Source organism: Burkholderia crassaminum (assembly GCF_964265005.1).
Classification (GTDB): domain Bacteria; phylum Pseudomonadota; class Gammaproteobacteria; order Burkholderiales; family Burkholderiaceae; genus Burkholderia.
In genome coordinates this window covers 1,972,155-1,993,405 of record NZ_OZ183799.1, presented here as the reverse complement: position 1 = coordinate 1,993,405, position 21,251 = coordinate 1,972,155, and the positions used below count along the sequence as shown (strand labels likewise).

Below are 21,251 nucleotides of genomic sequence, written 5' to 3'. Positions count from 1 at the left end.
AAGAGACGCAGCAAAACCGACCTTAAAACCGGACATCTCTAAATGGCTGGAAGGTGGACATCTGAATCCGGCTATGACACTGGTTGTAGTGGCTAGATTGAAATGTCCGCTTTGGGGGTGCGGCGGAATTCTTGGACTGCGTTATGTCGTCAGCCCGAGACTCTCCCGGTACTCAATCGGACTGAGTGAGCCAAGCGAGATCTTGATCCGTTTCTCGTTGTACCAGCGAATGTACGAGTCGACGACCTCGATGAATTGGTCGGTGCTGATGGTCTGCCAGTCCCGAGAGTAAAACAGTTCCGTTTTCAGCCGTCCAAAGAAGCCTTCGCACACTCGTCGTTGCAACCGCACTCGCCGCGCCGGCAGTCGTTTTCGCGCAGGAAACCCAGCCGCTGACGCGCGCGCAGGTTCGCGCCGAGCTCGTCGAGCTCGAACACGCCGGTTACAACCCGATGGACTACTACTACGCGGAAAGCCTGCAGGTCGCCGAAGCGAAGGTTGCGCGCCAGCACAAACTTGATGCGCAGGCCGAATCCGGCAGCAAGCAGGTCATGTTTCAGGCGGAAGCGCATTCGCCGCTGAACATCACGCGGAAATGAAGACGCGAAACGAACGGGAACCGGCTTCCCGTGCACGGCCGGTACGCCCCCTTCCGCTCACCTCAACGTGCGACGGAGCACTTTCCCGACCGGCGACTTCGGCAACGCGTCGATAAATTCGAACTGTCGAGGCACCTTGTAGGCGGTCAGGTGCTCGCGGGCGAATCGCTGCAGAACGTCTGCCGTGAGTTCGCGCCGCCGCGACACCACGAACACCTTGAGCGCTTCGCCCGTCTTGTCGTCCGGAACGCCGATACACGCGCACTCGACGACTGCGTCGTGCAGGCTGATGACGGCCTCGATCTCGTTCGGGTAGACGTTGAATCCGGACACCAGCACGACGTCCTTCTTGCGATCGACGATCGACAGGAATCCGTCCTTGTCGAGCATGCCGATATCGCCAGTTCGAAGATAACCGTCGGCGGTAAAGGTGTCGCGGGTTTCCTCGGGCCGGTTCCAGTAGCCGCTCATGACCTGCGGACCTTTTACCGTGATTTCGCCCGGCGTACCGATCGGTGCCTCATCCCCCTCTTCGTCCAGCAGCGTGATGTCGGTCGACGGGAACGGCACGCCGACGCTATCCCGACGCGCGAATGCATGAGGCGGCGTGGCACAGACGCTCGGAGAGGCCTCGGTCAAACCGTATGCACTGAGAAGATGGCAGCCGGTCAGTTCCAGCCACCTTCTCGCGACGCTCGCCTCCACCTGTGCGCCGGCGCCGATCGTTTGCCGGAGGCAACTGAAATCCAGCGCACGAAACGGCTCGTGTTCGAGCAGCGCGTTGAACAACGTGTTGACGCCAAGCAGAAACGTAAAGCGGTGGGTGCGGAATTCGTTCGCGAAATGCTCGAGATCGCGCGGGTTCGGGATCAGCACGTTCTTGCGTGTCATCGCCACCGAAAAGAAGCAGCCGACGGCCAGACCCATGATGTGATAGATCGGCAGGACGGTCACCAGACACTCGTCACCGCGCGTGAAATCGGCGCCGAACCAGTCGCACATGATCCGGGTGTTCGCGATGATGTTTCGGTGCGACAGGATGGCCGCCTTGTTTTTTCCCGTCGTGCCACCCGTGTACTGCAAGAAAGCGTTCATGTCCGGTGTCACGACCGGATCGCGATAGGCCACGGTGCGGCCTTTCAGGAGCGCGTCCTGGAACCGGCACCGCTCCCCTTGCGCCGGACGCGGAGCGGTGATGGCGGCGGGCATGGCCGTTTGCCGCGCCCACTGCGCAAACGACGGCATTTCGCCGGCCGCCGCAACGACGATCCGGCAGGGCCGCCCGTCGACGTCGGCCGGCACCACGTCCAGCGCCGATTCCACCACGACGAGCAGGCTTGCGCCGCTATCCTGCAGATTGAACAGCACCTCGCGCGCCGTATAGAACGGATTCAGGTTCACGAGCGTGAGGCCCGCCCGCAGCGCGCCGAACACGACGACGGGATAGTGAAGCAGGTTCGGCAACATGATCGCGACACGGTCGCCGGCATGCAGCCCTTCGACGTTCAACAGGTAGCCGGCGAACGCACGACTGAGCGTATCCAGCTCCCGATAGCTCAGTGTCGAGCCCAGACAGACCATTGCCGTCTCGTCGGGGCGCGCTTCGGCGGCCCGAGTGAGGACATCGACCGCCGACCGATAACCGCTGATGTCGATTTCCGCAGGAACACCTTCCTGGTACTGCCGCTGCCAGATTCTCTCCATGCTGCCTGCCCCCTGACTGGGTTCGTTCAATCGGCCGCCAGTGCGTCGCGCACGAAGTCGAGCCGATCCTGCCCGAAGAACATGTGTTCGCCGACGAACATCGTCGGCGCGCCGAACAGCCCTCTGGCAACCGCCGCCTCGGTATCCGCTTTCAGCTGGTCCTTGACCGCCTGATCCTGGAAGATCTCGTAGAGCAGCCGAGGATCGAGATCGGCGTCTCGCAAGACCTTTTGCAACGTCTCCATGTCGCCGAGGTTCTGCGGCGTTTCCCACATCGCCCGGAATATCACGTCGACATATCGCTGGAACAGCGCTGCGTCGCGCATCTGCGTGCCGGTGGCGCCGCGCATCAGTACGAGTGTGTTGATGGGGAAATACGGGTTGTATTCGAAGCGAACGCCGTACTTGCGCGCGAATCGTTCGAGATCCTTGCGCATCCACGCGGACTTGGCGGGGATCGTTGCCGGTGACGCATTGTTCGTCGCCTTGTGGATGCCGCCCAGCAGAACCGGCTTGAAGACAAGCTCCGCCTGATGGTCGGCGGCGATGCCGGGAAGCTGGGTCCACGCGAGGTAGGCCGTCGGGCTGCCGAAGTCGAAGTAGAAGTCGATGCGTTTGCTCATTGAGATTCCTTTGGGTTTGCGGGCCGTCGAGACGGATGACTCACCACGTTTCGCGCCACGGCCGTAGATCCAGCTCGTGCGTCCAGGCATCGCGAGGCTGGGTATGCAGATGCCAGTAGTTGTCGGCGATGTGATCCGGATTGAGGATGCCGTCTTCCGCCTTCGTCGCGTATCGCTCCGGGAAATTCTCGCGAATGAATTCGGTGTCGATCGCGCCGTCCACCACGACGTGCGCGACATGGATATTCTTCTTCCCCAGTTCGCGCGCCATGCTCTGGGCCAGTGCACGCAGTGCATGCTTGGCGCCGGCGAACGCCGCGAAATTGGCGGACCCGCGAATGGCGGCGGTCGCGCCGGTGAAAATGATGGTTCCCCGCTCTCGCCCGGCCATGCGCTTTGCCACTTCCCGGCCGAACAGGAAGCCGCTAAAGCAGGCCATTTCCCAGATCTTGTAGTACTTGCGCGCGGTTTCCTCGAGGATGCTGCACGGCACGTTCGCACCGATGTTGAAGACCATCGCCTCGATCGGGCCGATCTCCCGTTCGATCCGCGACACGACATCGATCACGTCCTCCTCCTTGCGCGCGTCGGCCCCGAAACCGACTGCCGCCCCGCCTTCGGCCTCGATTTGCCGGATCAACGGCTCGAGCTTGTCCGCCTGGCGACGCACCACACAGGCGACCAGCCCTTCGCGTGCGAAGCGTCGCGCGATGGCGCCGCCGGTCGCATCGCCGGCGCCGATAACGAGCGCTGCCGGCCGGCCCTTCACGATCTCATTGGCCATCTTTCCTCCTTTATTGATTAACGGTCGTTTACTTATAGGGCACAGATCCCGATCTGCCTAGTCATTGATTACCCTAGTACCGTCCGCTTCTTGCGGAAAGGTGGTTGACGGCCCCCGGCGGCGCCAGGCGGGCGTGCTAACATCGTTCGGCCCTTTTCCGCGTCAACCTTGGCGTTCGTGATCCCTGCGAGTCCAGGCTTGAATGGCCGGCAACTGACGGCTATTCTGAATTTGAATTTTTTGCCAACGATGGATCCCGGCGACCATGCGCTACTCAAGTACCCACAAGGAAGAAACCCGCCAGAAGCTGATCGCCCAGAGCAGAGCGATCGCAAAGCGCGGTGGCTTTGCGACAACGGGCATCGATGCGTTGATGGCCTCGATCGGACTCACCGGCGGCGCTTTCTATACGCACTTCCCTTCGAAGCAGGCGCTGTTTGAAGCGCTCGTCAGCGAGGAGGTCGAGAAGAGCGCGGAGATGCTGGCCGGGGACGATTCGTCGCCGGCCGACCATGTCGCACGCTGTTTGCGAAACTACCTGAGTTCGGTGCATGCGTTGCACCCGGAGGACGGCTGCGTTCTGCCGACGCTCGGGCCGGAGATCGCACGCGCGGAACCGGAGGTTCGGGCAGTCGTGGAGCAGGCGCTCAAGCGCACGCAAAAGAGCTGGAGCGGCCGCACCGGTGATGCCGACGTGGCCTGGGCACTGATTGCCCAATGTGTCGGTGCATTGGTGCTCGCACGCTCCGTGGAGTCGGAGCGCACGCGCAAGGAGATTCTTGCCGCCAGCCGGCGCTTCCTCGGCAAAGCGCTGGCGATCGATTCGCTGCGCTGAGCCGGGTCGTCAAGCCGGGTCGTCAAATCTCGCCGGCGCCCGCACTAGCGCTGCCAGCGCTCCGGCTCCAGCCATATCGGGAACGACAGGATCACCGCCAGCCCGTTCCCCCCGATACCGGCCGTCACCTCGACCGACCCGCCGTGCGACTCGGCGATTCGCGCGACGAGTGACAGGCCGATGCCGCTGCCCGGCTGCACTGTCCCCGGTACCCGGTAGAAGCGTTCGAGGATTCGCTCGCGCTCGCCGGCCGGCACACCGGGCCCGTCGTCCGCGATACGCAGCCTGACCCGCGTCCCGTCCGCGTCGGCACGGATGTCGCACGTGATCTCGACCCGTCCGCCGTCGCGGCCGTAACGCAGGGCGTTGTCGATCAGGTTGCGCACCGCAATGGCGATTTCGTCCAGGTCGCCCCAGACGCGCACCGGTTCGACCGCGATCCGCATCGTCTGTCGGCGCGCCTGCGCGGCCGTGTCGAAGTCGCTCGCGATCAGCGCAACGAGCCGCGACAGCTCCACCGGCCCATGCTGTTCGGTGCGCGATCCCGCATCCAGCCGTGCCAGTTCGAGCAATTGCCCGGATAGCCGCGCGCTGCGCTCGACGCCGGTTGCGAGCCGGCGCAGTGCCTCGTTCTTGTCCGCCAGGCTGTCCGCCTGCAACGCCACTTCCGCCTGGGCCGACAACGCCGCCAGCGGCGTGCGCAACTCGTGCGCCGCATCGCCGATGAAACGGCGCTCGGTGTCGACAGCCTGACTCAGCCGCGCGAGCAGCCGATTGAACGATTCGACGAGTTTCGCGCGATTCGCGTCGGGCGCCGCGGCCGGCATCGCGTTATGGAACACGCTGTTCATCACCGCCGGCTATCTGGCCGCGCAAGTGACCCTCTAACCGGACATGTCATGTCCCGATCGATTCCGCCAGGAGCTTGTCGATGCGAATCCCCGAATGGATGCTGTTCCTGCGTACCTGGTTGCGCCATCCGCGCCGGGTCGGCGCGCTCGCGCCGTCCGGCCCGGCGCTCGCCGCGCTGATCACCGCACATATCCCGCGCAAAGGTGCATTCGTGATCTAACTCGGTGCGGGTACCGGCGTGTTCACGCGCGCACTGCTCGCGCGCGGCGTCGCGAGCGACAGGCTGGTGCTGGTGGAAGCCGATCCGGCTTTCGCGAACGCGCTGCGGCATCGGTTCCCCGCGGTGCGGATCATGCAGATGGATGCGGCTCAACTCGGCATGACGGGTGATTTCTTCGGTGGGGAGCGCGCACATGCTATTGTGAGCGGATTGCCACCCGTCGCGATGCCGGTCGAACAGGCCGTCGCGATCGTTCACTGCGCCTTCACGCACCACCTGGCTGCCGGTGGTGCGTTCTACCAATTCACGTATGTGCCGCGCTGCCCGATCCCGGCGCGTTATCTGGAGGCCATGCGCATTCGCGCAGTCCGAGTCGGCATCGCGTGGATGAACTTCCCGCCCGCCATCGTGTATCGCTTCGAACGTCGGATCGATGCGGCCGGCCACCAGCGGCCTGGCACGCGACCTCTGTCAGAGGTGGTTGCGGAAGCCACTACTTCATACAGCCTCGACACCACCCGATTCTCCCGTACTCCATCACTCGACTCGAGCGGCGCCGGGCAGTCAATAGACGGAAGTCCATCATCATGAACGCTCTCGGGTACTGGCTGATGCTCGGCCTGTTACGGCTCCTTTCCGTTCTTCCGTACGCGCTGGTCGCGCGAACCGGCAGCGGCATCGGCGCCGCGCTTTACCGCATACCGAGCCGACGCAAACACGTGGTGCATGTGAACCTGCAACTCTGCTTTCCGCTGAAGACCGACGCGGAACGCGACGTGCTCGCGCGAGCCCATTTCGAACATGTCGTCCGGAGTTACCTGGAGCGCGGATTCCAGTGGTTCGGCAGCGCGCGGTCGCTCAATCGCCTGGTCGAACTGGACAGCCGCATCGATCTCCACGACCCGGATGCGCCGCCGACGATCTTCATGGGTTTTCACTTCGTCGGCATCGAGGTGGGCTGCATGCTCTATTCGTCGTCGCTGCCCGTGGCGGCGCTCTACACGCGCATGTCGAACCGGCGCATGTGCGATCTCGCCAAACGTCAGCGCGGACGCTTCGGGGCCGAGATGATCGAACGCAGTGCGAGCGCGAAACACCTCGTCAGGCTGCTGCGCGCGGGCACCCCGGTGATGCTCGCCGCGGATATGGATCACGGAACGACGGGTTCGGTGTTTGCCCCGCTGTTCGGCGTGCAGGCCTGCACGTTGACGTCGGTATCGCGGCTGGCGAAGCTGAGCGGCGCGCGGGTTGTCCCGTTCGTGACCGAAGTGCTGCCGGAATTCCGCGGCTACAAGCTGACCATCTTCGAACCGCTCGGCAGTTATCCGACCGATAGCGAGTCGTTCGACGCGCGCACGATGAATTCCTTTCTCGAAGCGCAGATCCTGCGATTTCCCGAGCAGTACTACTGGGTGCACCGACGCTTCAAGCATCGTCCGGCGGGCGAGCCGGGCGTCTATTGACGGCTGCGTGAGCGGCACGTCCGGCGGCCGCGGCCGTTATGCCCCGCTGTTCGTGCCGACCAGCCCGGACGCCTGCAGATCGCTCAGGTCGGGAACCGTCGATGAAAACGCCGCCGACTGCATCGCACGCTGCGCGAGACTCGCCAGTTGCGGGAAGGCATCGCCGGTGATCGCGTGCGGCATGACCACCGCGGCACTCTGAAACGCGATGACCGTCATGATGTCGGCTTGCGAAATGCGCGCGCCAAGCAACCACGGTTCCGCATGCGCGTCATTCAGTACGCCGAACCCGGCCTGCATCTGCTCCAGGTGACCGGCCTGCAGATGCGGCAGCCGGTGAGATTCGGGGCGCAGCATCAGTTCGTCGCAATAGCGCGCCAGCTTGTCGTAGCAAGCCGCCGCATAGCTGACGAACTGCATCGCGCGCACCCGCTCCGGGCCGCCGGCGGGTATCAAGCGCTGCCCGGCCGGAACGAGGCTGTCGAGATAGTCGACGATCGCGCCGCTGTCGATGAGTACCTGCCCGTCGTCCAGTTGCAGCGCGGGGACCCGCTTCATCGGGCTGAATGCTGCGACGCGTTCCGGTTGCCGGTAAGCGTGATAAGGCAGATGCTCGAACGGAATGTTCAGCAGATTCAACGTCACGCCGACACGGCGCGTGTACCCGGACAACCACGGACCCACCAGTTTCATCGGGAACGCTCCACGGACATCGGTTGAACGACGTGAAAAATCCAGTTTAAGTCAATTCATTCACGATCGACGGGCACGCGCGCATCGATTGCGGACCGGCATCGCCGACATGGGCGGGCGGGTAATCACGTAGCCGCCGCCGCGTGTGGCGGCCTTTCCCGCCGCGGTTTAGACTGCGCGCTGGGCGTAACGGTCCGGGTTGCGGCCTCCCGCGCGTATCGAACGCGACGGAGGCTTCATGAGTTATCAACGCGTTGTTCTGAAAGGTCCGCGCCATGGATATCGTGTTGGCCATGAGAGTGTTCGCGCGCGTCGTGGAAACGAAAAGCTTCACGCGTGCAGCCGAGACGATGGACCTGACACGGGGGCGCGTGACCGTGATCGTCCAAAGCCTCGAAGCGCACCTGAAAGCGCGGCTGCTGCAGCGCACCACGCGCAGCCTGAACCTCACGGCGGACGGCGCGGCCTATTACGAGCGATGCGTGCGCGTGCTCGCGGATCTCGACGACATCGAGAATTCGTTTCTCGGCAAGGAGCGTTCGCCGCGCGGCCGGTTGCGCGTGGACATGCCGGGCGCGCTCGGGCGCGTCATCGTCATGCCCGCGCTGAGCGATTTTCATGCGCGCTATCCGGACATCGACCTGATGCTCGGCCTCGGCGACAAGCCGCTGGACCTCGTCCAGGAAGGCATCGACTGCGTGGTGCGCATCGGTACGCTGCAGGATTCGTCGCTCGTGGCGCGGCGCGTCGGCGTCTACCAGGGCGTGACGGTCGCGAGCCCCGACTACCTGGCGCGATCGGGCACCCCGCGGACGCTCGAAGCGCTCGACGATCACCGCACCGTGAACTACTACTGGGGCCGCACGGGGCGGATCATGCCGCTCACGTTCGACGTCGACGGCAAGGCGGTCGAGGTGAAGATGCGCGGCGCGATCGCGGTGAACGATGCCGAGGCCTACCTGAGCGGCGCGCTGAAGAGCCTCGGGATCGTCCAGGGTGCCCGCTTCCTTGCACTGCCGCACCTCGAATCGGGGGCGCTGGTCGAGCTTCTGCCGCAATGGAAACCGCCGCCGCTGCCCGTCTCCGCGGTCTATCCGCACAATCGCCACCTGTCCGCCACCGTGCGCGCATTCGTCGACTGGATCGCCGAGCTGTTCCGCACCGATCCGCGCCTGGCCAGCACGCCGGAGACGGATGCCCGCTGCGGCCCGGCCAGCATCGAGTCGCAGGACGGCGATGCGATCGACCTGGACGGTGACGAGGAAGCGCCGCTGGCGTAGGCAAGCCCTGCCGGCCACGGCCCGCGCATTGTTCTCGAGGAGAGAACACTGTTGAGGCGAGCGCGAGATTTATCGGTTTCGCGGTAACAACCAGAATGCGTTCATTGTTCAAGCAAACGAGAACGCAGCCGCGTTGACTGGTATGTCTACCGTTTCCCTTGCAGGTTTGCTGGTTGAAGACGCACGCATCGACGGCCATAGCCAGCCGATCGACGTGCGCAGCTTCCGGCCTTTGGCGCAAAAGCACCCGCTCTCGATCGTCCTCTATTTCCACGGCGGACTGTTCACCGCCGGTTCGCTCGACGAAACGCATTCGGTGTGCGAGGCGCTCGCAACGCAGGCGCGTGCGTGGGTGGTCTCCGTCGGTTATTCGCTCGCCCCGGCCTTGCCGTTTCCGAATGCGGTGGAAGACGCGCATCGCGCGCTGCTGTGGGCGCGGGCGGAAGCCCGGGGCATGCGCGCGGACAAGCGGCAGATGGCCGTGGCCGGCCATGATGCCGGCGCGAATATCGCCACCGGCCTTGCCGCGATTGCGCGCGACCGCGGCGACGCCGGCATCCGTGCACAGGTGCTGCTTGCGCCGCTGCTCGACCCGAGCATGACGCGCATCGGCCGCTACATGACGCCCTCGACACCGGCCATCGACACGCTGGCGGCCAGCTACCGTGCGTATCTGCCGACGCTGTCGCAGCGCGTTCATCCGTATGCCGCGCCGCTCGAATCGTGTCGCCTCGCCCATCTGCCCGCCACGTTCATCGCGACGGTCGAGCACGATCCGCTGCATATCGAAGCGGAACATTACGCCGCGGCGTTGATTGCCGCGGGCGTTCCTACCGAATGCGCACGCTATGCCGACACGACGCGCGCAGGCATCGCGACGTATGCCCCCGTGCTGCGCTCCGTCGGCGGCTTTCTCCAGCGCCATCTCGCGGGCAGCTGACAGCCGCGCACGCACATCGACACCTTTCACCCACCCAGGAGCACTCATCATGAAACTCAGCGGAAACACCATTTTCATCACCGGCGGCACGTCGGGTATCGGCCGTGCGCTGGCGGAAGCCTTCCACCGGCGCGGCAACAAGGTCATCGTCGCCGGCCGCCGCAAGGGGCTGCTCGATGAAATCGCACAGCGGAACCCCGGCATCGACACCGTCGAGCTCGATATCGGCGATGCGGCGCAGATCCGTACAGTCGCCGCGCAACTGATCGCGCGCTATCCGGCGCTGAACGTCGTGATCAACAACGCCGGCATCATGCCGTTCGACGATGCCGGCGGGCCGCTCGACGACGAACAGGCGGTGCGACTCGTCACGACGAACCTGCTCGGCCCCGTGCGCGTGAGCGCGGCGTTCGTCGAGCACCTGAAGCGGCAGCCCGACGCGACGATCATCAACAACAGCTCGGTGCTCGCGTATGTGCCGCTCGCCGCGACGGCCCTCTACTCGGCGACGAAGGCTGCGATCCACTCGTACACGCTGTCGCAGCGTTTCGCGCTGCGCGACACCAGCGTGCGCGTGCTCGAAATCGCGCCGCCGTGGGTCGACACCGATCTCGTGCACAAGAGCGGCGACCCGCGCGCGATGCCGGTCGACACGTTCATCGCCGAAACGCTGACGCTGCTCGAAACCGCGACGACCGAAGTCGTCGTCGACGCCGGCAAGCCGTTGCGCGACAACGCGGGGCCGAACGAACACGCGTTCGTCGAGCAGTTCAACCGGATGATCGCGGAGAACCCGATTCCGGTCGCATGACAGCCGCAAGCGCCACGCATGCGCGGCGCAGCAACACGTATTGAAGACGCTTTCCCGTCACCCTGCCGTGTCGTTCCGGAGGATCGTGCCGCGGTGAAAGCTAACCGGAATGAATGGAACGACACCTTTAATTATCGGAGTCCGAATCATGTCGAAAGAAATGGAAGAGAAGAACATCGCGTTCGTGCTGGACGCGCTCGATACCCTGTTCAACAAGAAGGATTACGAGAAGGCCGCGCAGTTCTGGTCCGACGCGTATATCCAGCACAGCCAGCACGTGCCGGCTGGCCGGGACGGCCTGTTCGGCCTCGTCGATTCGATGCCCGACCTGCGCTTCGAATACGACATGGTGGCCGCCAACGGCGATTTCGTGTGGGTGCACAGCCGCTATAGCCACTCAGCGTCGCCTGTCGCGCTGATCGCGATGGATATCCTGCGCATCGAGAACGGCAAGCTGGTCGAGCACTGGGACGTGCTGCAGAACGAAGCGGCGCGCAGCGAATCCGCCGGCGGCTATCCGATGTTCGGCGACAGGTTCGGCGACGAGCGCTGACACGCGCTTGCCAGGTCACTCGGTTCAACCTACGGAGGACGCAATGAGTACGCTGCTCGACGAGGCCATCCACGCCCATGGCGGGATCGGCAACTGGGAAAGATTCCGCACGGTTTCGGCGGAACTCGATATCGGGGGTGCCGTCTGGCACCTGAAAGACCAGCCCGGGATGTTCCACGGTATCGAGCTGGCCGCCGACCTGCGGCGCCAGCACGTCGCGATCACGTCGAGCGGCGGCAACTGGCGCGGCACGTTCGAGCCGGACGTCGTCGCTATCGACTCCATGAACGGCGCGGCGCCCGAAGCAAGGCGCATGCCGCGCAGCGCCTATCAGGGCCACACGCAGCAAACCCGCTGGGATCGCCTGCATGCGATGTACTTCACGGGCTACGCGTTGTGGACCTACCTGACCATTCCGTTTCTCTACGCCCGCCCGGGTTTCCGGACGGAGCAGCTACCGGACTGGCACGAGAACGGTGAAACCTGGCGACGCCTGAAGGTCACGTTCCCGGATGCGATCGCGAGCCACAGCCGCGAGCAGATTTCCTATTTCGGCGAAGACGGGCTGCTGCGTCGCCACGATTACACGGTCGACGTGATGGGCGGCGCACGCGGTGCGAACTATGCGTCGGACTACCGCAACGTGCGTGGCGTGATGGTGCCGATGTCGCGCCGGGTCTTTGCCTACGACGATGCGACGCAAAAGATCGACGAGCCGCTACTCGTGTCCATCGATTTCCGCAGCATCGATTTCCACACCGAATAGGTGCGGGGTGCCGTTGATGTTTCGCAGGAGCGTGTCGTGACCGCTCCTTCCGCGACGGTCGATCCGCGCGTCGGGTCCGTCACCGTGCCGCCATGCGACGGGCCGATGAGGCCCCTGCGTCGCGCTAGCCCTGCGCCGACGTAAGCATACTGTTGCCGTTGGCGCTCTGTGCCACGGGCACCGCGCGCCGTCCGGGGCGGCGTCGCTTCGACCGGAGACACGACAGACGCCATGTATCGGTCGGAACGGGCCGCGCAGCGCCCGCTTCACCGTTTCGCGGCGGCGCCGGGGCCGAACGGCGGACGGGCGAGCCAGACCACCGCGATCACGGCGAGATACACGCAGCCGAGCGCGAACGAAACGTCGTTGAACGAGATCTGGTACGCCTGCGCGTCGACCAGGTTGCCCAGCAGCGTCGCCGCGCGCTGCGGATCGCCGGCGCCGAGCCGCGCGACTTCGGCCCGCACGGCCGGATCGAACGCGCTCACGTGCTCGCTGAGCTGCGCGTGGTGCAGGATCGCGCGGCGGTCCCACAGGAACGACGTGATCGACACCGCGAAGCTCGCGCCGAGCGTGCGCAGGAACGTCGACAGGCCGGAGCCGGCGGCGATCTCGTCCGGCTTCAGGTCGGACAGCAGGATGCTGTTGATCGGCATGATGAACAGCGCGAGACCGAGGCCCTGCAGCAGCTGGATCAGCGCGACGTGCGTGAAGTCGATGTCGGGCACGAAGCCCGCGCGCAGGAACGACGACGTGCCGAGGATCGCGAACGCACAGCACACGAGCACGCGCATGTTGAAGCGCGGCGCGTACTTGCCCATGAACGGCGTCAGCAGCACCGGGATCACGCCCATCGGCGCGACGGCGAGCCCGGCCCGGAACGCCGTGTAGCCGAGCGTGCGCTGCAGCCATTGCGGCACGATCACGTTGACTGCAAAGAACGCCGAATACGCGAGCACGAGCGTCAGCGTGCCGGCCGCGAAGTTGCGATGCGCGAAGAGCCGCAGGTTCACGATCGGATTCGGCTCGTTGAGCTCCCAGATCAGGAACAGCGCGATGCCGAACGCAGCGACCACCGACATCACGACGATGAACGTCGAGTTGAACCAGTCGGCTTCGTTGCCCTTGTCGAGCACGATCTGCAGCGCGCCGACCCCGACGATCAGCGCGGCGAGGCCGACATAGTCGACACGCGCGGCAACGGTCGTCTCGATGCGTGCACGCATCTGTGCGAACACGCACATCGCGGCGAACACGCCGATCGGCAGGTTGATCAGGAACGCCCAGCGCCACGCGTAATGCTCGGTGACCCAGCCGCCGAACACGGGCCCCGCGATCGGCGCGACGACCGTGACCATCGCGATCATCGACAGCGCGAAACCGCGCCGCTGCGGCGGGTAGATCGACAGCATCAACGCCTGCGTGGTCGGGATCATCGGCCCGGCCACCAGGCCCTGCAGCGCGCGGAACGCAACGAGCTGCGGCAGGTTCTGCGCGAGGCCGCACAGGAGCGACGCAAACGTGAACGCGAGCGTCGCCCACACGAACAGCCGCACCTGCCCGACGCGCTTGACGAGAAACCCGGTCAGCGGCAGCGCGATCGCATTGCTGACCGAGAACGTCGTGACGACCCACGCGCTCTGCGTCGTGCTCACGCCGAAGTTGCCGGCGATCGTCGGCAGCGACACGTTGGCGACGGTGCCGTCCAGCACCTGCATGAACACCGCGAGCGCGAGGCCGAAGGTCGTGAGCACGACGCTCGACGGACGAAAGCCGCTGTCGGCGGCCGCCATCGGGCCGCTCATCGCACCGCCTCCGCGCGCGCTGCCGCCGGCAGGTTCGCATGGACGACATCGGCGATCAGGTTGTCGGCGCGCGCGAGCTCGTCGCGGTACACGTCGGTGCGAAAGACCGGCGCACGCTGCTCGAGATGCGACAGCATCGCGCCGCTGCGGTCGTGCTGGTCGACGCGCGCGTGCATCGACAGGCCGATGCGCAGCGGATGCGCGTCGAGCTGGGTCGGATCCGTCAGCTCGATGCGCACCGGCAGCCGTTGCACGATCTTGATCCAGTTGCCGGTCGCGTTCTGCGCGGGCAGCAGCGAGAACGCGCTGCCGGTGCCGACGCCGAGGCTCTGCACGCGGCCGGTATAGCGCACCGCGTCGCCGTACAGGTCGGCGGTCAGTTCGACCGGCTGCCCGATGCGCATGTGTTCGAGCTGCTTCTCGGTGAAGTTCGCATCGACCCACAGCTCGCGCAGCGGCACGACGGCAAGCAGCGGCACGCCGGGCGACACGCGCTGCCCGACCTGCACCGTACGCTTCGCGACATAGCCGGTGACGGGCGTGACGACGTCGGTGCGGGCATGCGCGAGGTAGGCGGCGCGCAGCCGTTCGGCCGCGGCCTGCACGTCGGGGTGCGACGCGACCGCGGTGTCGTCGATCAGCGCCTTGCTCGTCTGGTGCTGCTCGCTCAACGTGGCGAGCGAACTTTGCGCGGCCGCGTACGCGCTTTGCGCGGATGTCAGCGTGTCGCGTGCATGCGCGAGTTCTTCGCGTGAAATCGCGCCGGAGCGGCCGAGATCCTCGCGGCGGCCGTAGTCGGCCTTCGCCTTGTCGAGCGCGGTGCGTCGCGTGTCGAGTTCGGCGCGTGCGCCGTCGATGCTGCTCGCCAGCCCGCGCTCGTTGCTGTACAGGCCGCGCACCTTGCGCACCGTTGCCGCGAGATCGGCCTGTGCGGTCGCGAGCGCGATCTGTGCGTCGCTCGGGTCGAGACGCACGAGCGGCGTGCCGGCGCGGACGAGGTTACCGTCGTCCGCGTCGATCGACACGACGGTGCCTGTCACCTGCGGCGTCAGCGCGACGACGTTGCCTTGCGCGTACGCGTTGTCAGTGGATTCGTACCAGCGTCCGACGATCACGTACCAGATGCCCCAGCCGACGATGCCGAGCGCGAACACGGCGACGAGCGCGCGCACCAGATGCTTGCGCCGCGCAGGTGGTGGTGGTGGCGTCGCGGGTGCGGCACCGCCCGGCGCCGGTTGCGTGCGGGCGTCCGGCCCGCCCGGCGTGCGGGGTGCGCCGGAGTGGTCGGCCGCCGGCTGCTGGCGGGCGCTGGCGGAATCGGCGGCGGCCGGCCGCGCGGGAGTCTGCAGGGAGTTGTCGCTGCTCATGGTTCGATATCAAGGATGTTGGGAAGGAGTGGCGGCGAGCGCGACGTCGTCCGGCTCGGCACGAAAGCCGCCGCCGAGCGCGCCGACGAGCTGCAGCGACTGGTCCGCGCGCTGCGCGCGCAGCGCGGCGACCTCGCGGCTGGCGACCAGCAGTTGCTGGCGCACGACGAGCGCGTCGAGATAGCTGCCGACGCCGGCCCGGTAGCGCGCGTCCGCGAGCCGCCACGCGTCGGTGGCGGAGTCGAACGCCTGCTGCTGCGCATCGGTCTGCACGGCGAGCGAATGCAGCCGGTGCAGATCGTCGGCCACCTCGCCGATCGCACCGATCAGCGTCTTGTTGTAGCTGGCGACCGCGAGGTCGTATTGCGCGTCACGCCTGCGCAGCACGCCGCGCCGTTCGCCGCCATCAAAGATCGGCAGGCTCACGGCCGGGCTCGCGTTGTAGGTGCGTGACGCGGCCTGGAACAACGATGCGCCCCCGCGTGTCGCGAGCCCGATCAGCGCGGTGAGACTGACGTTGGGCAGGAAGTCCGCACGGGCGGCCGCGACGTTGCGGCTGGCCGCCTCGACCCGCCAGCGCGCGGCGACGAGGTCGGCGCGCCGGCCGAGCAGCGCGGCCGGCAGATCGGCCGGCACCGCGAGCGCGGCGGCCGGCAGCGGCGCGGGCCGCACGAGCGCGAGGCCGCGGTCGGGGCCTGCGCCGAGCAGGATCGCGAGCGCGATGCGCGCGCTGTCGATCGCTTGCGCCGTGCGCGCCTGTTCGCGTGTCGCGGCCGCGACTTCGCTTTCCGCCTGGCGCTGTTGCGCGACGTTGTCGATGCCGTTCGTGACGCGCTGGCGCGTGAGCGTGAGCGCTTCGTCGGCGCGCTCGTGTTCGGCCCGCGCGACGTCCTGCTGATCGAAGGCGTACGCGAGATTCACGTAAGCGCGCGCAATGTTGACCGACAGCAGCACGCGAGCGGCCTGCGCATCGATCTGCGCGGCGCGCGCTTCGCCGAGCGCGGCCTCCCACGCGGCACGGCGGCCGCCCCACAGATCGAGATCCCAGCTCAGGCCGAGATTGATCTCGCGCGTGTGGCTGAAGAAGCCGCCGCCCTCGCCCGAGGAAAACTGGGTGCCGGACAGCCGCTCGGCCTTTGCGCTCGCGCGGCCGACGAGATGGGGCAGCCGCGCGGCCCGTGCTTCGATCACCAGCGCCTGCGCTTCGCGTGCGCGCGCATCGGCGGTCGCGAGATCGGGGTTGCCGGCGAGCGCCTCGTCGATCAGCGTGCTCAGTTGCGCGTCGTTCAGCGTGCGCCACCAGTCGGCGGCAGGCCAATCGGCGGCCGGCACATGCGCGAGGCTGCGCGATGCGGCGAGCGTATCGGCGCCGCGCAGTGTGCCGGCCGGCGCGAGCCCGTCGCGGCTCGCGCACGCGCCGAGCACGACGAGCGCCGCGGCGACAGCGATGCGCGACATCACGCGCAGTGCGCCGACATCGCGTGTCCTGGGAGCAAGTACTGCATGCATCGCATTCCTCTGCTTCGTATCGGTTTGAACACGACACGCATTGTTGGACGCCCCCGGGCAAAGCTGATAATGTTGTTTAGACAAAAAATAATGAATTCCGGCCATGTCCATCCGAGACGTTTCTCCACCGCGCACCGTGCCGCGCGCCGATTCCGATCCGAGCGAACGTGAGGACGGCCCGTCCCTGATCGCCGTCTGGGGCGAGGACGACGGCAGCAACACGTACCGGCTCGGCACCCGCGAGGTCGACTGGCACCGCCATCTGCGCGGACAGGTGTTCTGCGTGGAAAGCGGTTTCGCGCACGTGCGCACGCCGCACGGTTCGTGGCTGCTGCCGCCGCATCGCGCGGGGTGGATTCCGCCGGGCGAGCAGCACAAGGTCAGCATCAGCGGCGCGTTGAGCGGCTGGAGCGTCGTGATCGCACCGGCTGCAAGCCGGCGGATGCCGGGCCAGCCGTGCGTGATCGCGATCACCGAGCTGATGCGCGCGCTCGTGCGGCGCGCGGTGTCGTGGGCGGACCAGGACAGGCTCGACGTCGAGCAGGCACGCATCAGCGTCGTGCTGCTTGACGAGATGCGCCGCGCGCCGCATGAGCCGCTGCACCTGCCGATGCCGCGCGACCGGCGGTTGCTGCGCATCGCCAACGCGATCCTCGGGCAGCCGCACGACAGCCGCACGCTCGAAGCGTGGGCCGAATGGGCCGGGCTGTCCGCCCGCACGCTGAGCCGGCTGTTCGTCGCCGAAACCGGCACGAGCTTTGCGCAATGGCGCCAACAGGCGCGTCTCACGCATGCGCTCGAACGTCTCGCGAACGGCGACAGCGTCGCCAACATCGCCGACGCGCTGGGCTATGCGACACCGAGCAACTTCATCGCGATGTTCCGCCGCGCGTTCGGCGATTCGCCCGCGCATTACTTCGCGAAACGCAGGCAGCCGTAGCGCCGCCCCGCCCCTATCACCCTTGCCAGTACGGCACCTGCATCGACGCCGCTATAGTCGCCGTGCGACCGGCCGGCAAGGCGACCGCACGCCGATCGTCGATGCCGGGCGGATCGTCGGCGCGATCCAGCGCGACGGCGCTGCGATCTCGCACTAGCCAGCCGGCCCGCTCGAACTGCCGGGTGCGCCGCTCGAGACGCTGCGCGACACGCATGCCGAGCTGCATGCGCATTTCGCCGCGGCGCTCGACGTGGGTGAACCGCTCCGCCCGCGCCGCACGCTGCTGCTGCATACGGCCGACCCGCGGCAAACCCTCGCCGCGTTGTACCGCATGCACGACCCGCTGTATCGCGAATGCGCACATGTGCTCGTCGATACGACTGCGCAGGATGTCGCGCGCGCGACGACCAACGTGTTGACGGTGCTGCTGGCGTGGATAGACGCAGCGGATTGAAGCCGCGCGCACCGAACCGTCGCTTCCCTGCCCCCGAATCGATGGCGAGACGCATGGGGGGCTCGAACCGTGTCCATCAGACGCGTTTTCGAAACGACGAGTTTGGATTTTCAATCATGCTATTGTGATAAGAAAAGTTATCCGAATAGGTGGGATGATTTATCCAACTGCGTGTTTCGTGACAGACGAATCGGCTCGTCAGACGACGCAAAAATCGATCCCCTCGGTGAGAATCGATTCATCCCGCCACGCCGATCGTGGTCACTGCCCTCGTGATCGTCTGGTCGCGCAACCCCATCCAGCTAAACCGGTTGCGTTCGCCAGAATGGCTGATCGACCCCACCTGAATCCACCGACATCACCAGACGACGCGCGCCGCACAACTACCACGACGCGCGTCCGGAATGCTGGCACGGTAGCCCGCGAGATCGCCGGGCGCGGGGCGATACTTCAGCGCACCTTGATTGTGTAAGTGGCTCGCGCGTCAGCCAGTCCCCCGTCGTTGGTGGCCGTGACGGTGAAGGTATAGCTCCCGGCGTTGCCGGGTGTCCCGACGATCCCGCCGGTGTCGTGGTTGAGTCGAAGACCCGGGGGCAATGCGCCGCTGGTCAGGGCGAAATGGATGGTCGCAGGCGTATTCGTCGTGACTCGCGCTTCGTAGAGCGTGCCGCGAGCGGCGTCCGGCAAAACGGCGGGGCTCAGTTGCGGCGTCGGTGCCGATACGATCTGAGGATCGCCCGTCGGGACGCCGCCGGATGTCAATTTCTGCAACGACCAACGCTGGCCAGGGCGAGTGACGGTCAGGGTCCAGTACGTATTCAGGTCGCGGAACTCAAACCGCTGTTTCTCGGTGAATGCGCCCAGATGTCGGGCGGTTTCCCACTGCTTGATTTTCTCGAAAATCAGTTGCGTCTGTGTTCCTCCTGCGGACAGGTTCTCCATCGTGACCCAGAAGCCGATGCCGGCGTTGAGCCCGGCGCCGCGTGCGAGCCAGGTTTCGACCTCGAACAGCGTATTGGGGTCGAGCATCGAGGCCTCTTTGAGATCGAGCCATCCGAGCATGCCCGGCAGGTAGTTGGCCTGGTAGAAGTCATTGTTGAGGAACAACTGGGCCATATCGTCGCTCCAGCTCGCACGGGTCAGCGCGTCCCACGCGTTCGAGGTCATCCGGCTGGTCTCGCTGATATAGCCATCGTGCCCGGCCTGGGCAGCATAGGTGCCGTTTATCAACCGGGCAATGCCAAAGCTGCCCCAGCCGGAGTCGCTGGCGGATTCCACACCATCGAAGGAATGGGACCGGATGCCGACGTTGTTCCGCAGGGTGCCCAGCCGGACCGCAATCTCGTCGATGATGCCGAGGCCGCCAATGGCCCCGCCATACGAATTCACGATCACCCGCGCAACGGGCGTGCCGGTCCCGGCGTAGGCCGCGGTGGAGCGCCATTGGCCTCGCTTTAGCCCGCCGATTTGCCATACATTGCCGATCTTCTGGACATCGGTGAACGAGATGAATTCATTGCCTACACGCAGCATCCGTCCTTGAACCTTGCCCCGCGCGGGCCCCGGTACGGGCAAGTAGAGCGCCGTGTTCTCCGCGCTCAATGGCCGCGACAAAGCGGCTTGTCCGCCCAAAACCAAACGAGGGTCCGGGTGCGGCGAAACATAGGGGTCAATGGCGCGTTCGGCGTCCGAGCCGGTGCTGATGAAATCCGACATGGTATGAACGCCGACGCGGACACCGTGTTCACTTGCGACAGCGACAAGATTTGCCGCAGCGTTGTCGCTGCTGCCAAACGTGGCGTCGAACTGATAATGCCCGGTGGAATACCAGGGGCCGCGACAGTCCCACGGAAGCGAGTAGACGTAGTTGATGCCCGCGCTTTGGGCGAATCTGGCAGCCTGGTCGACATTGTCGGTTGCGAGATTCGTCAGTACCAGGAACGACTGGCTGCTGGCCTGGGCGACTTTCTGCCATTGGCCGTTCTGGGTCGGATACAGGAGGTTCTCGCCCGACGCAATGAATGACAACAGGGTCGTCACGAGCTCCGGCTCGCAACCGTAGAGTGCAATTTTCGATCCGATGACCCTGGCAGCGCTGTCGAGCGGGCCGACCGGGATCGGGTAGCCGTCGAGGTTGAGCCGCTCGCGCCGGCGCGTATAGTCAAAAGTAAAGGCGCGCAGCACGGCCCCCCACGAAGTCTTGGCGGCCACGCTCCACGGTTCCATGTGCGCTACCGTCAACTGGTACGGATTCGGGTCGACGTCGCTTTCCCAGCCGCATTGCGGATATTCCCTGGGCCAGGCGCCTTCGGTGCGGTCGTTGAGCGGCTTGAGGCCGATCGCGAAATCCTTGTTTCGTACAACCCCCGCTGCTTCGCCGACGGTCTGGTTGATCGCGACAGGCAATGGCCCCCACAGCAGCGTCTGAACGTCGCTGCCGGCGGTGATGAACACCCGGGTGACTTCAAAGGTGGCGTAACCGTTCTTCTGCAAGACGCGGACATCGGCCTCGAATCCGGAGCGCGTCTCGCTCACGAAGATGAGCGTGTTGTCAGCGGAAGACCATCGGACGCCAGTGGGCTTCACCTGTTGTCCGTTGATCACGAGGCTGACGAGCGGGACGGACTTCCCTGGCGAAATGAAGTCGTGGCCGCTGCGGGAATCGACGAGTTCGACGACCGCGCCGGTGGCGTCCAGGCCCAGCGTCAAATAACCAGCCGGAATGTGTAGAGTGCTTGTCATTTTTCGATTTTCCTGACGAGAACAACGGGCGCGTGCGGCGCAGATGTGCCAGTGCTTTCTTCCCTGGCATGCCGCACGGCCATGTTTAGAACATCGAACCGATCCTCGTGGCATACATGTAGCAGCGGTCGACCGATACCCCGGATCAATGAACGCGGCAAATCCGGCCGACGGGTTCGAGCGCTCGTGCATGCGGTCGACGCTGGCAATCCTGCATCGACGGGTGAACGAACCGGCTTTCGAAGCCCGCCCCTTCCGGGATCAGGATCGCGGGTGAGCTTCGCGCGAAAGCACTTCGCTCGAAGCAACGT

At 65.7% G+C, this 21,251-nt stretch carries 19 protein-coding genes and 3 pseudogenes; 11 read left to right on the top strand and 11 right to left on the bottom strand.

Going from position 1 to position 21,251, the window contains the following annotated elements:
• Positions 1–141: 141 nt before the first annotated feature.
• Positions 142–330: pseudogene (locus tag ACPTTF_RS09180) on the bottom strand (IS3 family transposase); the annotation flags it as partial.
• 47 nt (positions 331–377) lie between these two features.
• Between ACPTTF_RS09180 and ACPTTF_RS09175 the strand changes: the two are divergent.
• Positions 378–599 (top strand): annotated as a pseudogene (locus tag ACPTTF_RS09175) (DUF4148 domain-containing protein); the annotation flags it as partial.
• Between the two features lie 57 nt (positions 600–656).
• Here the strand turns inward: ACPTTF_RS09175 and ACPTTF_RS09170 are convergent.
• The 3 genes from ACPTTF_RS09170 to ACPTTF_RS09160 are packed head-to-tail and all read right to left on the bottom strand — an operon-like array spanning position 657 to position 3,710.
• Complete coding sequence (locus ACPTTF_RS09170) at positions 657–2,303, bottom strand: AMP-binding protein (RefSeq protein WP_423370985.1); 1,647 nt, start codon at positions 2,301–2,303, stop codon at positions 657–659.
• 26 nt (positions 2,304–2,329) lie between these two features.
• Complete coding sequence (locus ACPTTF_RS09165; protein WP_423371866.1) at positions 2,330–2,926, bottom strand: 2-hydroxychromene-2-carboxylate isomerase; 597 nt, start codon at positions 2,924–2,926, stop codon at positions 2,330–2,332.
• A gap of 40 nt (positions 2,927–2,966) precedes the next feature.
• Positions 2,967–3,710 (bottom strand): SDR family oxidoreductase, encoded by a 744-nt coding sequence (locus ACPTTF_RS09160; RefSeq protein ID WP_423370984.1) that lies wholly within the window; start codon positions 3,708–3,710, stop codon positions 2,967–2,969.
• 265 nt (positions 3,711–3,975) lie between these two features.
• Here ACPTTF_RS09160 and ACPTTF_RS09155 point away from each other — a divergent pair, with 265 nt between their 5' ends.
• Entirely contained in the window at positions 3,976–4,545 is a 570-nt protein-coding gene (locus ACPTTF_RS09155) for a TetR/AcrR family transcriptional regulator (protein WP_423370983.1), read from the top strand.
• A gap of 44 nt (positions 4,546–4,589) precedes the next feature.
• On the opposite strand, the gene ACPTTF_RS09150 is transcribed toward ACPTTF_RS09155, so the two are convergent.
• Entirely contained in the window at positions 4,590–5,396 is an 807-nt protein-coding gene (locus tag ACPTTF_RS09150) for a sensor histidine kinase (protein WP_423371865.1), read from the bottom strand.
• Between the two features lie 80 nt (positions 5,397–5,476).
• Between ACPTTF_RS09150 and ACPTTF_RS09145 the strand changes: the two are divergent.
• Positions 5,477–6,091 (top strand): annotated as a pseudogene (locus tag ACPTTF_RS09145) (class I SAM-dependent methyltransferase); the annotation flags it as partial.
• A gap of 113 nt (positions 6,092–6,204) precedes the next feature.
• The gene (locus tag ACPTTF_RS09140; RefSeq protein ID WP_423370982.1) at positions 6,205–7,080 is read left to right on the top strand and encodes a lipid A biosynthesis lauroyl acyltransferase; all 876 of its coding nucleotides are present in this window, start codon (positions 6,205–6,207) and stop codon (positions 7,078–7,080) included.
• Positions 7,081–7,116: 36 nt separating this feature from the next.
• Here ACPTTF_RS09140 and ACPTTF_RS09135 read toward each other — a convergent pair whose 3' ends face one another.
• Positions 7,117–7,773: a glutathione S-transferase family protein gene (locus ACPTTF_RS09135; protein ID WP_423370981.1), complete on the bottom strand. Its 657-nt coding sequence runs from the start codon at positions 7,771–7,773 to the stop codon at positions 7,117–7,119.
• A 275-nt stretch (positions 7,774–8,048) separates the two neighbouring features.
• Between ACPTTF_RS09135 and ACPTTF_RS09130 the strand changes: the two genes are divergently transcribed.
• The 5 genes from ACPTTF_RS09130 to ACPTTF_RS09110 all read left to right on the top strand — a co-directional run bounded on the left by ACPTTF_RS09130 (position 8,049) and on the right by ACPTTF_RS09110 (position 12,123).
• Positions 8,049–9,053: a LysR substrate-binding domain-containing protein gene (locus ACPTTF_RS09130; RefSeq protein WP_423370980.1), complete on the top strand. Its 1,005-nt coding sequence runs from the start codon at positions 8,049–8,051 to the stop codon at positions 9,051–9,053.
• A 142-nt stretch (positions 9,054–9,195) separates the two neighbouring features.
• Complete coding sequence (locus ACPTTF_RS09125) at positions 9,196–9,993, top strand: alpha/beta hydrolase (RefSeq protein ID WP_423370979.1); 798 nt, start codon at positions 9,196–9,198, stop codon at positions 9,991–9,993.
• 49 nt (positions 9,994–10,042) lie between these two features.
• Positions 10,043–10,804, top strand: a complete 762-nt coding sequence (locus ACPTTF_RS09120) for an SDR family oxidoreductase (RefSeq protein ID WP_423370978.1) — start codon at positions 10,043–10,045, stop codon at positions 10,802–10,804.
• A gap of 148 nt (positions 10,805–10,952) precedes the next feature.
• Positions 10,953–11,357: a nuclear transport factor 2 family protein gene (locus ACPTTF_RS09115; protein WP_166964500.1), complete on the top strand. Its 405-nt coding sequence runs from the start codon at positions 10,953–10,955 to the stop codon at positions 11,355–11,357.
• 43 nt (positions 11,358–11,400) lie between these two features.
• Positions 11,401–12,123 (top strand): hypothetical protein, encoded by a 723-nt coding sequence (locus ACPTTF_RS09110; protein WP_423370977.1) that lies wholly within the window; start codon positions 11,401–11,403, stop codon positions 12,121–12,123.
• A gap of 266 nt (positions 12,124–12,389) precedes the next feature.
• Here ACPTTF_RS09110 and ACPTTF_RS09105 read toward each other — a convergent pair whose 3' ends face one another.
• From ACPTTF_RS09105 to ACPTTF_RS09095, 3 genes are read right to left on the bottom strand one after another with little or no spacing between them, the layout of a single operon-like run.
• A complete protein-coding gene (locus ACPTTF_RS09105; protein WP_423370976.1) occupies positions 12,390–13,928 on the bottom strand; it encodes a DHA2 family efflux MFS transporter permease subunit in 1,539 nt (512 codons plus the stop codon).
• On the bottom strand, positions 13,925–15,295 hold the full coding sequence (locus tag ACPTTF_RS09100) for an HlyD family efflux transporter periplasmic adaptor subunit (protein ID WP_423370975.1): 1,371 nt from the start codon (positions 15,293–15,295) through the stop codon (positions 13,925–13,927). The genes ACPTTF_RS09105 and ACPTTF_RS09100 overlap by 4 nt, the downstream gene beginning before the upstream one ends.
• Positions 15,296–15,304: 9 nt before the next feature.
• A complete protein-coding gene (locus ACPTTF_RS09095; protein ID WP_423391160.1) occupies positions 15,305–16,804 on the bottom strand; it encodes an efflux transporter outer membrane subunit in 1,500 nt (499 codons plus the stop codon).
• Positions 16,805–16,907: 103 nt separating this feature from the next.
• On the opposite strand from ACPTTF_RS09095, the gene ACPTTF_RS09090 reads away from it, so the two are divergent.
• Positions 16,908–17,744 (top strand): AraC family transcriptional regulator, encoded by an 837-nt coding sequence (locus tag ACPTTF_RS09090; RefSeq protein ID WP_423370973.1) that lies wholly within the window; start codon positions 16,908–16,910, stop codon positions 17,742–17,744.
• Between the two features lie 16 nt (positions 17,745–17,760).
• On the opposite strand, the gene ACPTTF_RS09085 is transcribed toward ACPTTF_RS09090, so the two are convergent.
• Positions 17,761–17,970: a hypothetical protein gene (locus ACPTTF_RS09085; protein ID WP_423370972.1), complete on the bottom strand. Its 210-nt coding sequence runs from the start codon at positions 17,968–17,970 to the stop codon at positions 17,761–17,763.
• Positions 17,971–17,994: 24 nt separating this feature from the next.
• On the opposite strand from ACPTTF_RS09085, the gene ACPTTF_RS09080 reads away from it, so the two are divergent.
• Entirely contained in the window at positions 17,995–18,198 is a 204-nt protein-coding gene (locus tag ACPTTF_RS09080) for a hypothetical protein (protein ID WP_423370971.1), read from the top strand.
• A gap of 450 nt (positions 18,199–18,648) precedes the next feature.
• Here ACPTTF_RS09080 and ACPTTF_RS09075 read toward each other — a convergent pair whose 3' ends face one another.
• Positions 18,649–20,940, bottom strand: coding sequence for an Ig domain-containing protein (locus ACPTTF_RS09075; protein ID WP_423370970.1), 2,292 nt, complete (start codon positions 20,938–20,940; stop codon positions 18,649–18,651).
• Positions 20,941–21,251 lie beyond the last annotated feature (311 nt).

Excerpts from the sequence above, each read along its gene's own strand:
- ACPTTF_RS09090 (WP_423370973.1), top strand. The coding sequence starts at position 16,908 with ATGTCCATCCGAGACGTTTCTCCACCGCGCACCGTGCCGCGCGCCGAT.
- ACPTTF_RS09125 (WP_423370979.1), top strand. The coding sequence starts at position 9,196 with ATGTCTACCGTTTCCCTTGCAGGTTTGCTGGTTGAAGACGCACGCATC.
- ACPTTF_RS09140 (WP_423370982.1), top strand. The coding sequence starts at position 6,205 with ATGAACGCTCTCGGGTACTGGCTGATGCTCGGCCTGTTACGGCTCCTT.
- ACPTTF_RS09115 (WP_166964500.1), top strand. The coding sequence starts at position 10,953 with ATGTCGAAAGAAATGGAAGAGAAGAACATCGCGTTCGTGCTGGACGCG.
- ACPTTF_RS09135 (WP_423370981.1), bottom strand. The coding sequence starts at position 7,773 with ATGAAACTGGTGGGTCCGTGGTTGTCCGGGTACACGCGCCGTGTCGGC.
- ACPTTF_RS09150 (WP_423371865.1), bottom strand. The coding sequence starts at position 5,396 with ATGAACAGCGTGTTCCATAACGCGATGCCGGCCGCGGCGCCCGACGCG.
- ACPTTF_RS09085 (WP_423370972.1), bottom strand. The coding sequence starts at position 17,970 with ATGCAGCTCGGCATGCGTGTCGCGCAGCGTCTCGAGCGGCGCACCCGG.
- ACPTTF_RS09100 (WP_423370975.1), bottom strand. The coding sequence starts at position 15,295 with ATGAGCAGCGACAACTCCCTGCAGACTCCCGCGCGGCCGGCCGCCGCC.
- ACPTTF_RS09155 (WP_423370983.1), top strand. The coding sequence starts at position 3,976 with ATGCGCTACTCAAGTACCCACAAGGAAGAAACCCGCCAGAAGCTGATC.
- ACPTTF_RS09110 (WP_423370977.1), top strand. The coding sequence starts at position 11,401 with ATGAGTACGCTGCTCGACGAGGCCATCCACGCCCATGGCGGGATCGGC.
- ACPTTF_RS09160 (WP_423370984.1), bottom strand. The coding sequence starts at position 3,710 with ATGGCCAATGAGATCGTGAAGGGCCGGCCGGCAGCGCTCGTTATCGGC.
- ACPTTF_RS09105 (WP_423370976.1), bottom strand. The coding sequence starts at position 13,928 with ATGAGCGGCCCGATGGCGGCCGCCGACAGCGGCTTTCGTCCGTCGAGC.
- ACPTTF_RS09170 (WP_423370985.1), bottom strand. The coding sequence starts at position 2,303 with ATGGAGAGAATCTGGCAGCGGCAGTACCAGGAAGGTGTTCCTGCGGAA.
- ACPTTF_RS09130 (WP_423370980.1), top strand. The coding sequence starts at position 8,049 with ATGGATATCGTGTTGGCCATGAGAGTGTTCGCGCGCGTCGTGGAAACG.
- ACPTTF_RS09120 (WP_423370978.1), top strand. The coding sequence starts at position 10,043 with ATGAAACTCAGCGGAAACACCATTTTCATCACCGGCGGCACGTCGGGT.
- ACPTTF_RS09095 (WP_423391160.1), bottom strand. The coding sequence starts at position 16,804 with ATGCATGCAGTACTTGCTCCCAGGACACGCGATGTCGGCGCACTGCGC.
- ACPTTF_RS09075 (WP_423370970.1), bottom strand. The coding sequence starts at position 20,940 with ATGACAAGCACTCTACACATTCCGGCTGGTTATTTGACGCTGGGCCTG.
- ACPTTF_RS09165 (WP_423371866.1), bottom strand. The coding sequence starts at position 2,926 with ATGAGCAAACGCATCGACTTCTACTTCGACTTCGGCAGCCCGACGGCC.